Source organism: Ihuprevotella massiliensis (genome assembly GCA_900095835.1).
Taxonomy (GTDB): domain Bacteria; phylum Bacteroidota; class Bacteroidia; order Bacteroidales; family Bacteroidaceae; genus Alloprevotella; species Alloprevotella massiliensis.
Genome location: LT608321.1, coordinates 1,412,025 through 1,427,796 on the forward strand (window position 1 = coordinate 1,412,025; position 15,772 = coordinate 1,427,796).

Below are 15,772 nucleotides of genomic sequence, written 5' to 3' on the forward strand. Positions count from 1 at the left end.
CTTTTCATGAAGCTCCAATTATTACATGGCGACAAAGTCATCTGGGCCATTTTCTTCATGCTCTGCATCGTTTCTGTTGTAGAGGTGTCCAGTGCAGCGTCCTATCTCGTATTGAAGGAAGGAAGTTTTGCAAAACCCATTATCCAGCAAGCTATCTTTGTTCTGATGGCAATAGTTACCGCATGGTTACTTCACCTGCTCCCTTGCCGCATCTACAAAGCAGTTATGATCTTTGGCAATCTCATCTGTGTTCCTCTGCTCGCATATGCACTATTAAATGGACAAATGCTCAACAATGGCGCACGATGGGTAAGTTTTTTCGGTCTCTTCAACTTCCAGCCTTCAGAACTATCAAAGGGTGTACTGGTCATTACGGCAGCTGCCATTATCGCCAGTTCGCTTAAAACGAACAAGAAAGGTGATGGCGAAATCTCCAAGGGGGCTTTCTACAGCATCGTAGGAATAACCTGCCTTCACTGTGGACTCATTGTCTCACAAAACTTCTCGACAGCTGCCATTATCTTTCTCGCCATCAATTCCATGTTCATTTTCTTTCGTCCACCGCGTAAAGCGATGATGAAACTATATGGATTTCTTGCCATCATTTTTGCTGTTGCAGTGATGGTCATCAGTCTTCTCCCCAAAGACCCAAATGCAGCAATTTATCAAAATTCCTACATGCAGCGTGTCACCACTTGGCGCTCTCGTGTTTCGAGTGACAAGAAGATTGTGATGACTCCCGACCCAAAAGACTTTGAAGTCACCGATGGCAATCGACAAGTCGTCAATGCTCGCATTGCTGTAGCGCGTTCCCATGGCACCGGCGTACTCCCGGGACGTTCCATCCAGCGCGACTATCTCTCCGCTGCTTATTCCGACTTCATCTTCGCCATCGTTGCCGAAGAGCTCGGGCTTGCCGGATGTTTGTTAGTCATCGTCCTCTACTTATGGCTACTCTATCGCTGTGGACGCATCGCCACCCAATCTAGTAGGATATTCCCTGCGGCTGTAGCCATGGGATTTGGCATGATGGTTGTCGGACAAGCCATGATCAACATGGCGGTGGCAGTGGGGCTTGGTCCCGTCACTGGTCAACCCCTACCCCTCATCTCCAAGGGAGGCACCTCCACCATCATCACAGGAGCCTACATTGGCATCATCCTCTCAGCCAGCCGCGCCATCAGACGCAAAGACCTCCAGGATACGCAAGTTATCACAGAAGCTCCTAATGCCATCACGGCAGAAGAATTCACCAAAGAATAACTCTATTCAGCACCAAACATGAAGCAAGTCCTTCTCTTTCTCCTGCTCCTGATCGCTTCCCACACATTTGCCCAGTCGCCTAGCCTCACCGCTCCATTGGAACAAGACATTGAGGTAGAGTTCAAAACCACCATGGGCGACTTCCGCGTGCGTCTATTTCGCGACACCCCCATCCATTCGCGTCATTTCGCTCAACTCGTGCGCGAAGGCTACTACGATGGCTTGCTCTTCCATCGTGTCATCCGCAATTTCATGATTCAAGCAGGTGATTCTACCTCACGCCACGCACAACCCGGACAAATGTTGGGAGAAGCCGACCGCGGCTACACCCTCGCTCCCGAGTTTCGCACCCCCACTCACTACCATCGTCGTGGTGCCTTGGCAGCAGCACGCGAAAGTGGCGATGTGAATCCAGGTCGCCGTAGCAGCGCCACACAGTTTTATGTGGTCTGGGGCAAACGCTGGACACCCAACGAGCTTGCCAACGTGCGTGAGCATGTGGATGCAGAAACGGGCGAAAATGGGCTCATCACCGACAACATGGCGCTCGACTACTACACGCGCGGTGGTTCTCCTCACCTCGATGGACAATACACCGTCTTTGGTGAAGTGCTCACGGGACTTGAGGTCATCGAGAAGATTCAAGGAGTCAACACCGACCGCAACGACCGCCCTCGCGTTGATGTGCGCATCATCTCCGCACGCATCGTCAATCCCACACAACCTTAGATCTGCGCAACCTTAGCTCACCCCTCGGAACGACCTCCCCACTTCCGTTCCTCTCATCATTTGTTTTCCACTCTTTGTGTCACGCCCCCTAATCATATAGGGGAAGAAAAGGGCACAAAGAGTGGAAAATTGCTAAAAAAGTGACGAATTTTCTTTGCCCACCCACATTTTCGCAAAGTAGACTTGTCAAAACAAGCAGAAACGACACAAATTTCTTGTGTTCGATGGAGAACACCTTCCTCAACTGCTTGCTCGTTTTCGCTCCTAACGACAACCACCATTTTTAGCTCGTTTTCAACCGTCATTTTCCTCGCGTACGCGCGCGCATCCCTGGAGATTTCGCATTTTTGCTTTCACAACCTTCACCGCCCCTACATTAAATGGACAATTTGACTTCTATTCACATCCACACAAAAACACAAGTAGAAAATGCCGGATTCTCATACTTTTTCTGGATATTTTCCCTCCTTCCAACCTCTTTCTGTTAATTTTTGTCCGAAAACTAGCTGTAATCCACTCTCCTTCAAGCGATTGCGGAGAAATCTGTGAAGGTTGTGAAAGCAAAAAGCGCAAAATTGCTGTAGTGTGCGTGCGCGCGTACGCGTGAGCGGAGCCAATTAACACTCCTTCGCGTTTCCTCTCCAAGACTCTCTCATCAGTCGAAAAGCGCTGGTGCGAGACAGCACAGAAAAACTCCCACGTTTTTCCAAAAATCTCCGACATTTCTTTCAAAATCTCCCACGTTTTTCCCAAAAACTCCGACATTTCTTCAGACTTCTCCGACTTATTTGGGTGACTTACAACGTTAATAAGTAGAGAAAGAGGGTATTTACTCTACTCCGATCAAGGCATGCACTGCCCCCCCAGGTAAGTTAAAGCACAACTACAAGACAACAATGGCATCATACATTCGTTCTAAAACACTAGACTGCGCCATACAGTTTTCCTAATCTTGCCGTTGATGTACTTTAACAAAAAAAAATTGTTGTCAACAATACATTTCGTAAATTCGCCATTATAACTGTAGAATGTACTGTAACAACACTTTTCATGAACTCAATACAACAAGCATTGTTCTATTTTTCTTTAAAACAAGAAAGAAAAATCACCTCGTTTTCAAAATCACCCCAAAGGTTTTTCAATACCCGCTATTTTTGTAGCTGGTTGCTCTCTCTGTGCCTATTAGTTACGTTGGGCATGCCCTCACAACTTTGGGCACAAACAACACCCAGTGCCGTAGAGACCCTGGGTCAAGGAAATTTCTTTGCTGTAGAGCTGACGAAAGAGGTATTCTGCAGTAAGGATGCTGCAATTCGTATAGTACCGAAGAAGGACGTTACCCATCTGACCAACGTGAACTATACGTTGGAAGAGAACTTTGGCAGCCACTTCAAAAATAGAAGTAATACACCAGAGTTTAATGCCCTCAGCGCCGACAACTACACCATCCTTATTACGGCTGTCAACACCACCACAGGATTGCCTTTTGAAGAACGTATCAACTTCGTCGTTCCCACTCCTCCACCCACGCCAGAACGTGACTACGCGGTCAATGATTACTATACCCGCGTCAGCGTGATTGATGTGGCTACAGGTAAGGACCTAAGCACAGGTAAGATAGCGCTGAAGTTGGAAGGAGGTAAAGGACTTGCCACCACCACTATCAGTGTGCAATCCTACACTCCCATGGCAGGATATACACCACTCTATCCTCCTACGCTCAATGTACCCATCAACTTCACCCCAACCGCAGAAGCCAATGTGGTGATGCTGGATGGCGAATACCCCGCCGGTGACTATGTGCTCAACATCTTTGACGGTTGTCTTGGTGTACCACTTCGCTTGAAATTTGACGGAAAGGAACTCCGTGTGCTTTGTCCTCCCTCCAGCGAATTAGACTTTTGTGCTCCGAAGATGTCGATCGACTATAACAGTAGTTGGATTCGTTCATCCTTCCTCTATTTTGAATCCCAAAAGTTAGAATTGTCCTTTGCGCCCATTGGTAAACCCTTCACCCAATGGCACCCCCAGACGGTATATAGCCGCAAATACCCAATTACCACGGCAGAGGCAGAAGCCATTGATGCCGCAGGTGGATACCAAATCGCATTGCGCTACGCGGATCGCCCAGAATATGTTTGTTTAGTGGGTCAGAAGGCTTACTCTAGCAACCTTGTTTTGAAACGAATAGAATGGGCCCCTAACTACATTAGTCATCGTAATTGCATGACATGGTCGGGGTGGTGCCCTTGGTTCATCGTAGAAGGCGCACTCTGTAATGCAGAAATCGTGGTGACCAAGAAAGCTACCGGAGAAGTCGTACGTTCCTTTGATAGCTTAAAGCCTGGGGCAACAACGGAATGGCCCTATAGCATCGACCTTGTGGCTACCGCTAAAGCCAACGGCAAAGTTATTGGTAGCAAAGAGTTCCGTGTGGATCAGGAGCCGCCTTACATCGGATTTAGACCGAATCTGGATGTGTATCAAAGCAAATGCATCGATGTTACCATTTTTTCTGGCAACTTGGGAAATGACTGTTTGCCCGTGCTCCAAATCAAGGACCACAATGGCAATGTCGTCTACAAAGAGCGCATGGCCAGGATAGAAGTTAATGTACCTTGCCTCAATTATGGGGAAGAATACACGGCAGATTTCTTTGAGAACATGACCTCTACGCAACCCATTGCCGTTCCTCAAAAGTTCATCCGCACGCTGCCCACAAAGCTTTTCATGTATGGATATGAGATTGAAATCTGCAATCACGTGATGCGTCCATGGATAGACTGGGAAAAAGGCTATTATGACGGAAGAACAAAGAAATGGCCCGTGGGCTCTGTGTGGCGTTTTGAAGCCGTGGACGTAGACGCCTCTGCTTTACCCTATACCCACATCTATCAGTTTAGTCCTGATGGTTACTTCTATCTTCCCAAGGGTTCCTATCCTCCTGGTAAGTATAAGGTGACTATCGACATGGATCCTACCTCCACCACAGACACACCGCTGGTTTACTACTTCGACTTTGCGGGTGGCTTCCAACGAAAGGATCCTTTGCGCATCGACGTGAGCAACGAATGCACGAACTTTGCCATCACGCCACGAGATGGCACATACACTGAGCCTGTTTATCCAGGCTACAGTGACAATAATGCTAAACAGGTGTATTTGGAGCGTCAGCAACTCGATGGTGGGTGGATTCCGGTGGCGAACCTCGAGCGTGACCAGCCCTATTATACGACGCAAACAGGACACTACCGAGCCTTCGTCGACCTCTGTAGAGACAATATCGTGGAGTTTGACCTCTCCGTGCCTAATCCCAAACTCAAGAACAATAGCACCCTTGCCTACTATTGTGGCAAGGCAGCAGAGACCTCTCCCAACACAGCGGGTACAATTCAGATTGAAGCATATGATGGTACACCTCCCTACAGCTACCATCTCTATGAAATGGACGCTTCTAAGCCTAACAAACTGGGTACGCTGGTGAGTTCGTACACCAACAAGCCCTTAGGTGAACAAGTGGCATTCAGCAATTTGGGCGTGAAAGCCTACATTGTGAAGATAGAAGATGCTTGCCAACAATACTTCTTCTATGAAGACGTGATGCGTCCACTGAAAGACGTGGCACGTGCCTTTGTTAAAAAGGCGGTGGTGTGTCAAGGAGAACCCATAGAATTGTTCACCTACAACATCAAAGACGTGACTTTCCACTGGACGAAAGTGGGTGACCCTTCATTCACTCACCCTGAACAGAACCAACGCACGCTGATGATTCCTCATGCGCAGCAGTCAGACGCTGGTACTTATCAACTGACGGTCATAGACAACAACTGCGACAATGGTAAACCCTTCACCTCGACGGTGCAGGTGCAAGTGCTTCCACAGTTTTCTGCTGCACAACTCAACGCGCAGCAACAAGAAGTGTGTTGGCAAGAACCAATTTCCTTCCAAGTGGCACAGTTTGTAGATGGTCAGGCTCCCTACACCTACCAATGGGAATGGAGTAAGGACAATGGTGCTACCTGGCAAACGATAGTGGGGCAAACTAATCAGCGACTTTCTTTTGTGCCTCCAGCCGTTCCAGACCTCATGCAGGTCTGGGTGCGCTGTCAAGTCACAGATAATTGCGGTTTTGTGGTCACCTCCAACCAGGCTCGTGCGATAATTCATCCTTGCTACGCTCCTGTCAATCCTCAATTAATGAACCGCGCCTTTTAAGCGTAAATAGATAACGCCTCGGACAGACCTAAAGTGGTCTGTCCGAGGCGTTTTTTTTATGATGTCCGGCTCCAGAACCGCGATTGGGGTTAAAGAAGGGAGGGATAGACAAGAGAGAAGGCAGGTGAAAGACACCCTCACTGTGCCTCCACACATGAGAGAGGTATGAAGAGGGTTAGGTTGTGATGAATGAAAAAGGAAGAAAACCCCAAGAGTCTGATGGGGAATGAACGCAGAGGAAGTCGCAATCACTAGCGAATGGTGGTAAACTAAGGCTTGAAGGACTATGAGACCAGCGCTGAGAAGTGCCATAAAACGACACACCAGAAAGTAGCGAGGCTACTTCCTGGTGTGATCGTTCGTCAGTAACGAGCGTTATAGTCATCGTTTTTGTGGGACGAAGAGGGAGAGAGAACTGAAACCAAAGGGTTCAGGAGGGTGTTTTAATAAGCAATTGGCGCGTCAGTCTATCTCGTATCGGTGCTCAAGGTCTTGGCGACACTTGAGGGAGTGTATCGTTGGTAACTGCCATCTTTAGCCCTTCTTGCACTTGGCGGTAGGGATTGTGCTCGGCATCCGTGCTGTCTACACCGTGCGTGGCTTCCACAGCTTGCAAGTTCATGGGGATGCTTGTCGTTTTGTCGATGGCTTCTTCAGCAGTGCCAGCGATGGCAACAAGAAGGGTGACCGCTGCTGCTGCACGCCACAAAGGACGTAGGCGAGCACCGAGGGTCATCTTGATGGCACGCACATGCACCTCGGGCATATCTCCCTTGGCACGAAGGCGAGCAATGAGCTTTTCATCAAACTCTTCACCAAGCACTGCAGGAGCTTTAGACTCTTCGGCTACGAAGCGGAAAAGAGAAGTGTATTGCTGCAAATGACTGGGCACATTGCAATCCGCGAAGAATGCGCGAAGAATGCGTTCTTCGGCTACTGAAGTTTCAGCGGCGAAGTAGCGTTCAATCAATTGTTCAATGTACTTGTAGTTCATAATGAGGAGTTTCTTGTGAGAATTAGAGGTGAAATCTCAGATGGCTGAGCTTTTCTTTGAGTGCTTGTCTGGCGCGGTGTAGGGTTACCTTCACATCGCTTTCGGAAATATCCATCGCCGTTGCCACTTCTTGGTAACTGTGTCCATCGATGTCGCGCAACTGCAAGGCGGTGCGCTGTTTCTCTGGCAGCGTTTCAAAGGTTCGACGCACCAAAGCGAGTCGCTCATCAGCTTCTAATTGAGCATCGGGGAGCGCCGTCGTGTCGGCTGGTGCATCAACATTAGCATCGAGTGCCGCGTGCTGCGCATCTTTGCGTTCTGCGCGGTCGAGGGCTAAATTTCGACAGATAGTCAAGCAGTAGACTTCTAAGTTCTCCACATCCGTGAGCGACTTGCGACGCTCCCAGACACGGACGAGTGTATCTTCCACCACATCTTCAGCTTCGAGGCTGTCGAGGGTGATGCGCTGCGCCAGGCGATAAAGTTTATTCTTTAGCGGCAGCAAATCGTTTTGGAAGTCTATTTCTTTCATGCCTCTATAGGTAGGACGGACAAGGGGTTGGAAAAGTTACAAGAAATCGCTATTTTTTTCTCGAAAAAGTGCATTTTCTGCTGAGAAGAGACTGTCGGTCCTCAATAAACCATTATCAAACAGACAGAAACAACAACATGCTTATACAAGAAAAAAGTAGATATCTTTGGGATACTTGGAAGAAAATGAGAGGAGAATCGCTCACTCAGTCTCAAAAAAGGAAGAATCTATTATACAGTGGGCATAGACGCAGGCACTTTTTCGGTCACAATGATGACTTTTTCATCTTGTGCAGTGGTGCAAGCAAAGAGATAACGATCGCCCCCTTCCGCTAGTTTGAGGCGCTTGCGGAGTTCTGCCACAGAATTAGGAAAATTGCGCACAGTGAGATTGGCTTTCTTCAAGTTGCTAATGCTGCGGAGAGCTTTCTTTTGGAAACCGACCACTTCTACGATGCGGAAACAGCGAGCCGGCAAGGTGAGGTTTGCTTGCGCGCCAACATAGAGTTGGGTGTTGGGGTGGAGTTTCTGCAACCCAAAGCGAACACCGAATGTTTTGTATCCTCCTGCCTTCATCACCGCTGCATCGGGTTCGTAGAGAAATCCTTCAATTTGTGTCGCCATTGGGCAGAGAGTTGTTTGCTCTTCCTGCTGGGTGAAGGCAAATGTCCCTTTCTCACTGGTACAAATCCAGCGCGTTGCGTTTTGTGGCTTTTCGTCCGTGGCTGATGTAGGAGCAGAGCATTGTTGAACTTGCTGCATTTGCAAATCGCACAACAACAGAATCTCTTTGCACTCTCCATCCACTGCCACCACATGGGCTTCAGTCACACATCCTAGTGCGGTGATGGCTTGATGTACATCCAACATGGGAGAGAGTTTCACCAACAAACATCGCGCCTTCTCGCGCAACTGTGGCAACAGCTCCAACACATTGGGGGTGCAGTCCTCGATGCGCACCGTTTTGCGACCATTTTCGTCACGCCGTGCAGGGTCAAGATAGACAAAATCCACCGATTTCATCGTGGAAAGATGCGTCACTCCATCGCCACAAAGGCAGTTTACGTGCGACAATCCTAACAAAGGGAAATTATGACGAGCAAGTTGCACCAATTCTTCTCGTTGCTCCACATAAGTGGCTTCGAGAAACAGAGGAGCGATGAAAGAAAAATCTACTCCAAGTCCGCCAGTGAGGTCAATCATCCTCGTGAAAGGTGCTTCGGAAGTCTTGTGGTTGTTTACAATTTCCTCTACCAATCGGGCTTTATGTTCGGCAGCAGTCTGACTGCTGCATTGTTCTAACGACAAGCGAGGGGGATAGATGAGGGTTGGAATCTCAGCCCACTGCGGAACTTTTGCGGAGAGTTTTTGCCAACCTTCAATTTGTCGCACGATAAATGCCGATGTCTCTTTGTCAAAACCTAATTTCTCTCCTTGATTAGCCAATAGAAGCGCCACCGCATCGGGCCGTTCATGCCGATGCGCTGCGATGAAATCGGAGGTTTCTAGTAACAAAGCCGAAAAATCTGGGTTCATGTCACGGAGCAGTTTAGGGTAATAAAAGAGGGAGAAGTTTTATTTTTATTGCACCACTTTGTAGTGCGCTTTGGCTTGTGCGCGAGTTTTGAAGTTGAAATGCCACCACTCTGTGGGTAACACCTTGAAACCTCCAGCTTCCATGGCTGTGCGTAACCATTGTCTGCGAGTGATGTGCTCTTTTTTGAGCCATCCACGATTAAAATGCGCGGTTTCATCGCGCACGTGAGCAAGTTTTCCGAGATAGTCAATGGGCGTTCCCATGGACAACCCTGTGGTGTCGCCTGCGGCATGGAGGAGCTTTCCCTGAGCATTGCGCACCTCGTTGCGCCAACAGAGGGTGATGTCTACTGCCAATCCATAATTGTGTAAACCACCGCCATTTTTCGGATTGCTGACATAGATAGATTTGGAAGTTCCAGCCACCATATTCCACATTTGCTGTTGCACCGACATGGGGCGAGCGGCATCATAGACCTTCAAACTCAATTCGGGGTGCGCTTTTTGCAAAGCAACTTGGGCTTTCTGCAACGCTGTTGCTGTTTCGGGAAGAAGATAAGCGCGTTGCAAATCACGATACATCACACGTCCTACAAAGTTGTCTGCACGAGCATACATGAGACTGACGTAAATGCCGGGAATCACCTTTGTGATGTCTACCAGTCCTTGCTGTTCCATCCGTTGTTCGGTCACCGACTTCGGTTGAGCACTTGCAGCAGGTTGAACCGTAGGAGTAGCCAATCCAAAGAGAGAAATGAAGAGGGCACAATGAGCGAGCAACATGAGAGGAATGATGGAATAATTGGGAGAAGAAATAGAGCGCGAACAAGAGACCAAGTACTAGCCTCCGTTGTGAGAATTTGTAATCTCCACAAAATTACGATTTTCTGAGAAGAACACGAAGCTTAGCTCCCACGAATTGAGTAACTTTGTCGTTCGTTAAAGCATAGTTTGCTTTGAAAGATCGATATTCTACTTCAAACTCTTTGAATACCGCCCATGCGTTTTTCCCATTTTTTCTTTTTAGGTAGCTGGTTTGTCGCGTCTTTTCTGCCCCTCTGGGCGCAAAATGTAGACTCCATCGGAGAGCAACCTTTGCCCCCTCAGCCCTACACTTCTTCACTTTCACGCATTGATGCCGTGGAAGTGGGAGGCTCGCTGGGAAATGTGCTTGTGATGGACCAATATCAGCGCGCTTGGACAAGCGGAACATCCCTCTCCAACGTGATTTTCTCCCTGCGACATCGCACTTTATCCGATTCCACCGATATTTTTGCGCACGATTACCACTATCCCACGTGGGGATTGTCGCTACAATGGGCGAATCTCTCACGCGCTACGATGCAAAAGCCAGCTTCCTCGGCTTGGGGGCAACTGCAACCCGTGGACTATGCCTCGCACCCTGGACATCTTTTGGCACTCGTGGGGAGTTTTTCGCGACCTTTCCAACGTAGTTCGTGGGGAGAATGGGGATATTCTATCGAAGAAGGTTTGGCTTTCAACACTCGCCCTTATAACAAGAAGAATAATGCCGACAACGAACTCACGGGTTCTCCTTTGCTTTTTCATTTTGGGGCTAGTCTTTATGGAGAACTACGTCTCTCCTCACGCTTTTCTCTGCGCGCGGATTTGGCATTTCGACACGTGAGTAATGGAGCTACCTATCGTCCCAACAAAGGAGCGAATATGTGGCAACCCACACTCGCATTGCAATATGAGCTTCAGCATACCTCCTTGAGAAAGGGTGCGATGAAATCGGCTGTTTTCGAGCATGCGAACAAAAGAAATACGATGAAATCGGGGGTTTTCTCCAAATCCTCCCCTTATTTCTGCCAGTTTAGCCCCCATTGGTTTGTTCATCTAGAAGGAAATTTAGGCATGCGCACGCTGCTCGAAGAATGGTTACGCACGCAATATCAGACGTCACCCACGTCACCCGACTATCGCACTGATCACTTCAAACGATATTTCGTCTATAATCTCCAAGGCGATGTGATGCGTCGCTATGCACGCCGTTGGGCAGTTGGTGCAGGGTTGGACGTTTTCGCCTTGCCTTATGTCGATGAGCTCCGCAATTATGCTCCGCGTCACGGAGAAGGGCGAAAATATGCTCCACTTTCTTTGGGTATAGCATTGAAACACGAGAGTTACTATCAAAGATTGTCGAGCTATGTCCATGTGGGTTACTATCTTTTGCGCGAAACTGGGGGACTGCCTTCCACCGATGAGACCCCTTATTACGAACGAGTCGGACTGCGCTATCATTTTGGGAACCTTTCGAAAGATTTGAAGCACCGTGGACTTACCTTGAGCCTAGGGATAAAAGCGCATAAATTAAAAGCCGACTTTGCAGAAATCGGCATTGGTTGGGATTTTTAGACGATTATCTCGGGATTATTGCGTATCTTTGTCACATAATCTCTCACCTTTTCTAAAAAATCCAATGAAGTTTTTCAGCAAACTCTGTTTGGGAGCCGCATTTATTGCATTTTCGCTCCCGATGATGGCGCAAACTGCTAGTTGGCGCAAGGGGGCACTCTACCGTCTCCAAGCCACAACTTCAGGACGCGTGCTCGATGTTACGGGTACAACAGCCATCACCGCGTCAACAGATGCACAACGCACACAGCAATACTGGACGATTGCTCCGCTTTCTGGTTCGTGGCGCATCCTTAATCCCTTTACCCAACAAGCCTTGCGCCACAATGGTAACCGAGTGGAAACCGGAGAAATCAATGGTTCTGATGAGAATCAGTTGTGGAGCATCGAACAATCGCCTGCTGGTGTGGTGCTTGTGCCAGCAACACGTCGCGACAAAGCCGTCAGTTTGGACAAAAGTGGACACTTCCACCTCGTTGATTTGGCGAGTTTGAAAGGCAAACAACCTCAACTCCGCGCTGTTGCGGCAGGTGTTTCGGGATTTGATGATCAACAAACTTATCGTTTGCGTCTTCTCAACAAACCAGGCTTTGTGTTGGGTAACGGAGAAGTGGCTGAAAATGGTCGCCCCATCTTGGCAGAACCTCAAGACTCTACGCATCGCGGTCAATACTGGTCGGTGAAAATGCTCGATCTCAACCGCCGCGTGGTGGAAAATGCTTATTTTGTGCAACATTTTGACGATGGGGGCAACAATGCTTCGATTGACTACTTGTTGCAGTGGCCGGCTTCGCTGAGAAATCCCGGAAATGCTCAACTCACCATCCTACCTGTTCCTGGACAAGAAGATGCTTACGTCATTGCTTCTTTCAACAAAAAAGAGAAGATGTTTGCGTTGCGCGGAGATGTCATGAAAATTGTACCGCTCAATCTCAAAGATTCCACAGCTTGGGTGGCTTTTGACGAGGTGAACAAGCCTAAAATCAAATCTCCTTGGTGGGAAGATGAAACCGTCTTTGCACTCAATCGCTTGCCTGCACACACCACTTATCAGCCTTATGCGAGCGAAGCAGAGATGCTCAAAGACAAGACTTTCTACAACACTCCGTGGTCTGTGCCCGTGAGTGAGCGTTATCTTTCGCTCAACGGCACGTGGAAGTTTAATTTGGTGAGCGAACCCAAACTTCGTCCCACAACTTTCTTCCAAGAAGGCTTCGATGTGTCGAAATGGGACGACATTCCTGTGCCTTCCAACTGGGAGATGCAAGGATATGACCATCCTATCTACTGCAATGTGGAATATCCTCACGCCAACACGCCACCTTACATCATGGCGCGTCCAGGATACAACGATGGGGGTGCGAACTATGGCATCAACCCTGTGGGTTCGTATGTGCGCACGTTTGATTTACCCAAAGGATGGTCGAAACAACGCACCATCATTCACTTTGCTGGCGTTTACAGTGCTGCAATGATTTGGATGAATGGTCACTTTGTGGGCTATCGTCAAGGAGCTAACAATGTGAGCGAATTTGATGTGACGCCTTATCTTCGCGAAGGTGAAAACCGTCTTGCGGTACAAGTATTCCGTTGGAGCGATGGTTCTTACTTGGAATGTCAAGATATGTTCCGCATGTCGGGTATTTTCCGCGATGTTTATCTCTTCAACGTGCCCACAGCTTACGTGTTTGATCACCAAATCACCACTTCTCTGCGCAATAACTACAAAGATGCTACCTTGCAATTCAACTTCGATGTGAGAAATCCAAGTGCAGAAAAGCAAGATAAGCAACTGGATGTGAAGGTATTTGACCCCAAGGGCAAACTTGTAGCGAAAGATTTATTGCAATTCACCGCAGAAGCGCACAAAGACTCCACCTTCAGTCAATACACCCTCAATCTCGACCTCAACAATGTTGCCTTGTGGACTGCAGAAACTCCCAACCTCTACACCGTGCGCTTCGTACAACGCGATGCTCAAGGACAAGAAGAAATGGCATGGAGCACCAAAGTGGGTATGCGCGAAGTGAAGATCCAAGGCTCACTCCTCTATATCAATGGTAAGCGCGTCTTCTTGAAGGGTGTGAATCGTCAAGACACCGATCCCAAACTCGGCCGTGCTGTGACGAACGAAACAATGCTCCGCGACATCTTGTTGATGAAACAAAACAACATCAACACGATTCGTACCTCACACTACCCCAACAATGCGCGCATGTATGCGATGTACGACTACTATGGTTTGTACACCTGCGACGAAGCTGACCTCGAAGACCACGCTAACCAAAGCATCTCCGACCTCAAAAGTTGGGTGCCCGCCTTCGTTGATCGCATTGACCGCATGGTGAAGCGCGACTTCAACCACCCTTCTGTCATCATGTGGAGCTTGGGTAATGAAGGAGGAAACGGCGAAAACTTTGGTGCTTGCTACAATCATGCCGCAAAGCTCGATCCTACACGCCCTGTTCACTACGAAGGCACACGCATCCGTCGCCCCTTTGGTGGAGAACGCTTCTCGGATATGTATTCCAAGATGTATCCCGACATGAACTGGATGAGCCAATACACCAACAACATGGATAAGCCGATGTTCATCTGCGAATATGCGCACGCCATGGGTAACGCTATGGGTAACTTTGGTGCTTACTGGGATGCCATTGAAGCCAGCAACTCTTGCATCGGTGCTGCCGTTTGGGACTGGGTAGACCAGACCATCTACGATCCGAAGGAGATGAAACAAGGCATCTATCGCCTCCACACTGGCTATGACTATCCAGGACCTCACCAAGGAAACTTCATGAGCAATGGTATTCTTCCGGGTACTCGTGAGGAGAGTGCCAAACTCAAAGAGGTGAAAGCTGCACACCAATTCGTTAAATTCCGTCTCGCTAGCGTAGATACGCAAAAGAACACCGCACAAGTGGTGGTGCGCAACGGATATGCCTTCACCAATCTCCGTGATTTTGATCTCCACTGGACGACCCTGCGCAATGGATATGTGCAAGGCACACGCAAGATGAGACTCCCCGCTGTGGCTCCTGGCGACAGTGCGATGCTCACCCTCACACTTCCCAAGGTGAAACTTGCGAAAGCTACAGCAAATGGCGAAGAATGGATGCTCAATCTCTATGCTTTCCGCCGCGCAGCGACACGCTGGAGTGAGAAGATGCACGAAGAAGCGATGAAGCAGTTTATGCTCACCCAACGCGCTCCCTTAGCTCAAGCACAATCTCTCGCTGCAGAAGTCAAAGAAGTGCGCAACGGCAATGAAATTTCCTACACTGCCGACCAAGTGCAACTTACTTTCGACGCGAAGACAGCCGAACTCAAGAGTCTTCGTTGGGGAAATCGCGAAATCCTCGGTCAAGGTCTCAATCTCGACTACACCAACTTCCGCTTCATTGAGAACGACCGCCAGTCCAACGCCAGCAATGGTATGACCGCAGCAGGAAAAATCTCAGCATCTCGCACGGCTGATGGTTATCAAATCCTCACCAAGCGCACAGGTTCTTTGAGCGATATGACGATTGTCTACACCCTCCGTGGTGGAAATGTGGTAGACATGAACGTGCAGTTCGATCCTAAGCGCGGAGATCTCCGTCGCACCGGTTTCCAAGTCGGTCTCGACAGCACGCTCCAGCACATTGACTATTGGGCACTCGGTCCTTGGGAAAACTACAACGACCGTCGCGATGGAGTCACCGTGGGACGCTATTCCACCACTCCCCTCACCTCGATGGAACGCTACATGAAACCCCAAAGCACGGGCTATCGCTATGAACTCCGCGAAGCCACTTTCACCGACAACAAGGGTCAGGGTGTACGCATCGAAACCGAAGGTGAAGTGGGATTCTCTGCCCTCCCCTTTAGCGAAGAAGACTTAGCACAAGCCAAACACACTTGGGAATTGAAGAAACGTCCCTATCTCGTGCTGCAAATGGATGCTACTTATCGCGGTGTGGGTAATGCCTCCTGCGGTGGTGTAGACACCATCAAGCCCTTCTGGGTGCCCCAAACCCCACAATCTTTCCGTTTGCGTCTCACCCCTGTGAATCTCACCAAGTAAACAGGCACTGCTGATAGCAAACGTAACAACCTCCAGCGGAGTTGTACCAGTATTTTCTG

At 48.9% G+C, this 15,772-nt stretch carries 9 protein-coding genes; 5 read left to right on the top strand and 4 right to left on the bottom strand.

Annotation, left to right across the window (positions count from 1 at the left end; genetic code table 11):
- Positions 1-6 precede the first annotated feature (6 nt).
- From BQ2633_RS05875 to BQ2633_RS05890, 3 genes are all read left to right on the top strand, one after another.
- Positions 7-1,263, top strand: a complete 1,257-nt coding sequence (locus BQ2633_RS05875; RefSeq protein ID WP_075565722.1) for an FtsW/RodA/SpoVE family cell cycle protein — start codon at positions 7-9, stop codon at positions 1,261-1,263.
- Between the two features lie 18 nt (positions 1,264-1,281).
- On the top strand, positions 1,282-1,992 hold the full coding sequence (locus BQ2633_RS05880; RefSeq protein ID WP_075565724.1) for a peptidylprolyl isomerase: 711 nt from the start codon (positions 1,282-1,284) through the stop codon (positions 1,990-1,992).
- A gap of 1,197 nt (positions 1,993-3,189) precedes the next feature.
- The gene (locus BQ2633_RS05890; protein ID WP_075565728.1) at positions 3,190-6,207 is read left to right on the top strand and encodes a hypothetical protein; all 3,018 of its coding nucleotides are present in this window, start codon (positions 3,190-3,192) and stop codon (positions 6,205-6,207) included.
- A 484-nt stretch (positions 6,208-6,691) separates the two neighbouring features.
- Here the strand turns inward: BQ2633_RS05890 and BQ2633_RS05895 are convergent, their stop codons facing one another.
- From BQ2633_RS05895 to BQ2633_RS05910, 4 genes are all read right to left on the bottom strand, one after another.
- On the bottom strand, positions 6,692-7,201 hold the full coding sequence (locus tag BQ2633_RS05895) for a hypothetical protein (RefSeq protein WP_075565730.1): 510 nt from the start codon (positions 7,199-7,201) through the stop codon (positions 6,692-6,694).
- Positions 7,202-7,223: 22 nt separating this feature from the next.
- Positions 7,224-7,733: an RNA polymerase sigma factor gene (locus BQ2633_RS05900; RefSeq protein ID WP_075565731.1), complete on the bottom strand. Its 510-nt coding sequence runs from the start codon at positions 7,731-7,733 to the stop codon at positions 7,224-7,226.
- Between the two features lie 230 nt (positions 7,734-7,963).
- Complete coding sequence (locus tag BQ2633_RS05905) at positions 7,964-9,268, bottom strand: THUMP-like domain-containing protein (protein ID WP_075565733.1); 1,305 nt, start codon at positions 9,266-9,268, stop codon at positions 7,964-7,966.
- Positions 9,269-9,313: 45 nt separating this feature from the next.
- Entirely contained in the window at positions 9,314-10,051 is a 738-nt protein-coding gene (locus tag BQ2633_RS05910; protein ID WP_346048271.1) for a M15 family metallopeptidase, read from the bottom strand.
- Positions 10,052-10,267: 216 nt separating this feature from the next.
- On the opposite strand from BQ2633_RS05910, the gene BQ2633_RS05915 reads away from it, so the two are divergent.
- Both BQ2633_RS05915 and BQ2633_RS05920 read left to right on the top strand, forming a co-directional pair.
- Positions 10,268-11,647: an acyloxyacyl hydrolase gene (locus BQ2633_RS05915; RefSeq protein ID WP_075565735.1), complete on the top strand. Its 1,380-nt coding sequence runs from the start codon at positions 10,268-10,270 to the stop codon at positions 11,645-11,647.
- Between the two features lie 64 nt (positions 11,648-11,711).
- Positions 11,712-15,713, top strand: coding sequence for a glycoside hydrolase family 2 (locus BQ2633_RS05920; RefSeq protein WP_075565737.1), 4,002 nt, complete (start codon positions 11,712-11,714; stop codon positions 15,711-15,713).
- Positions 15,714-15,772 lie beyond the last annotated feature (59 nt).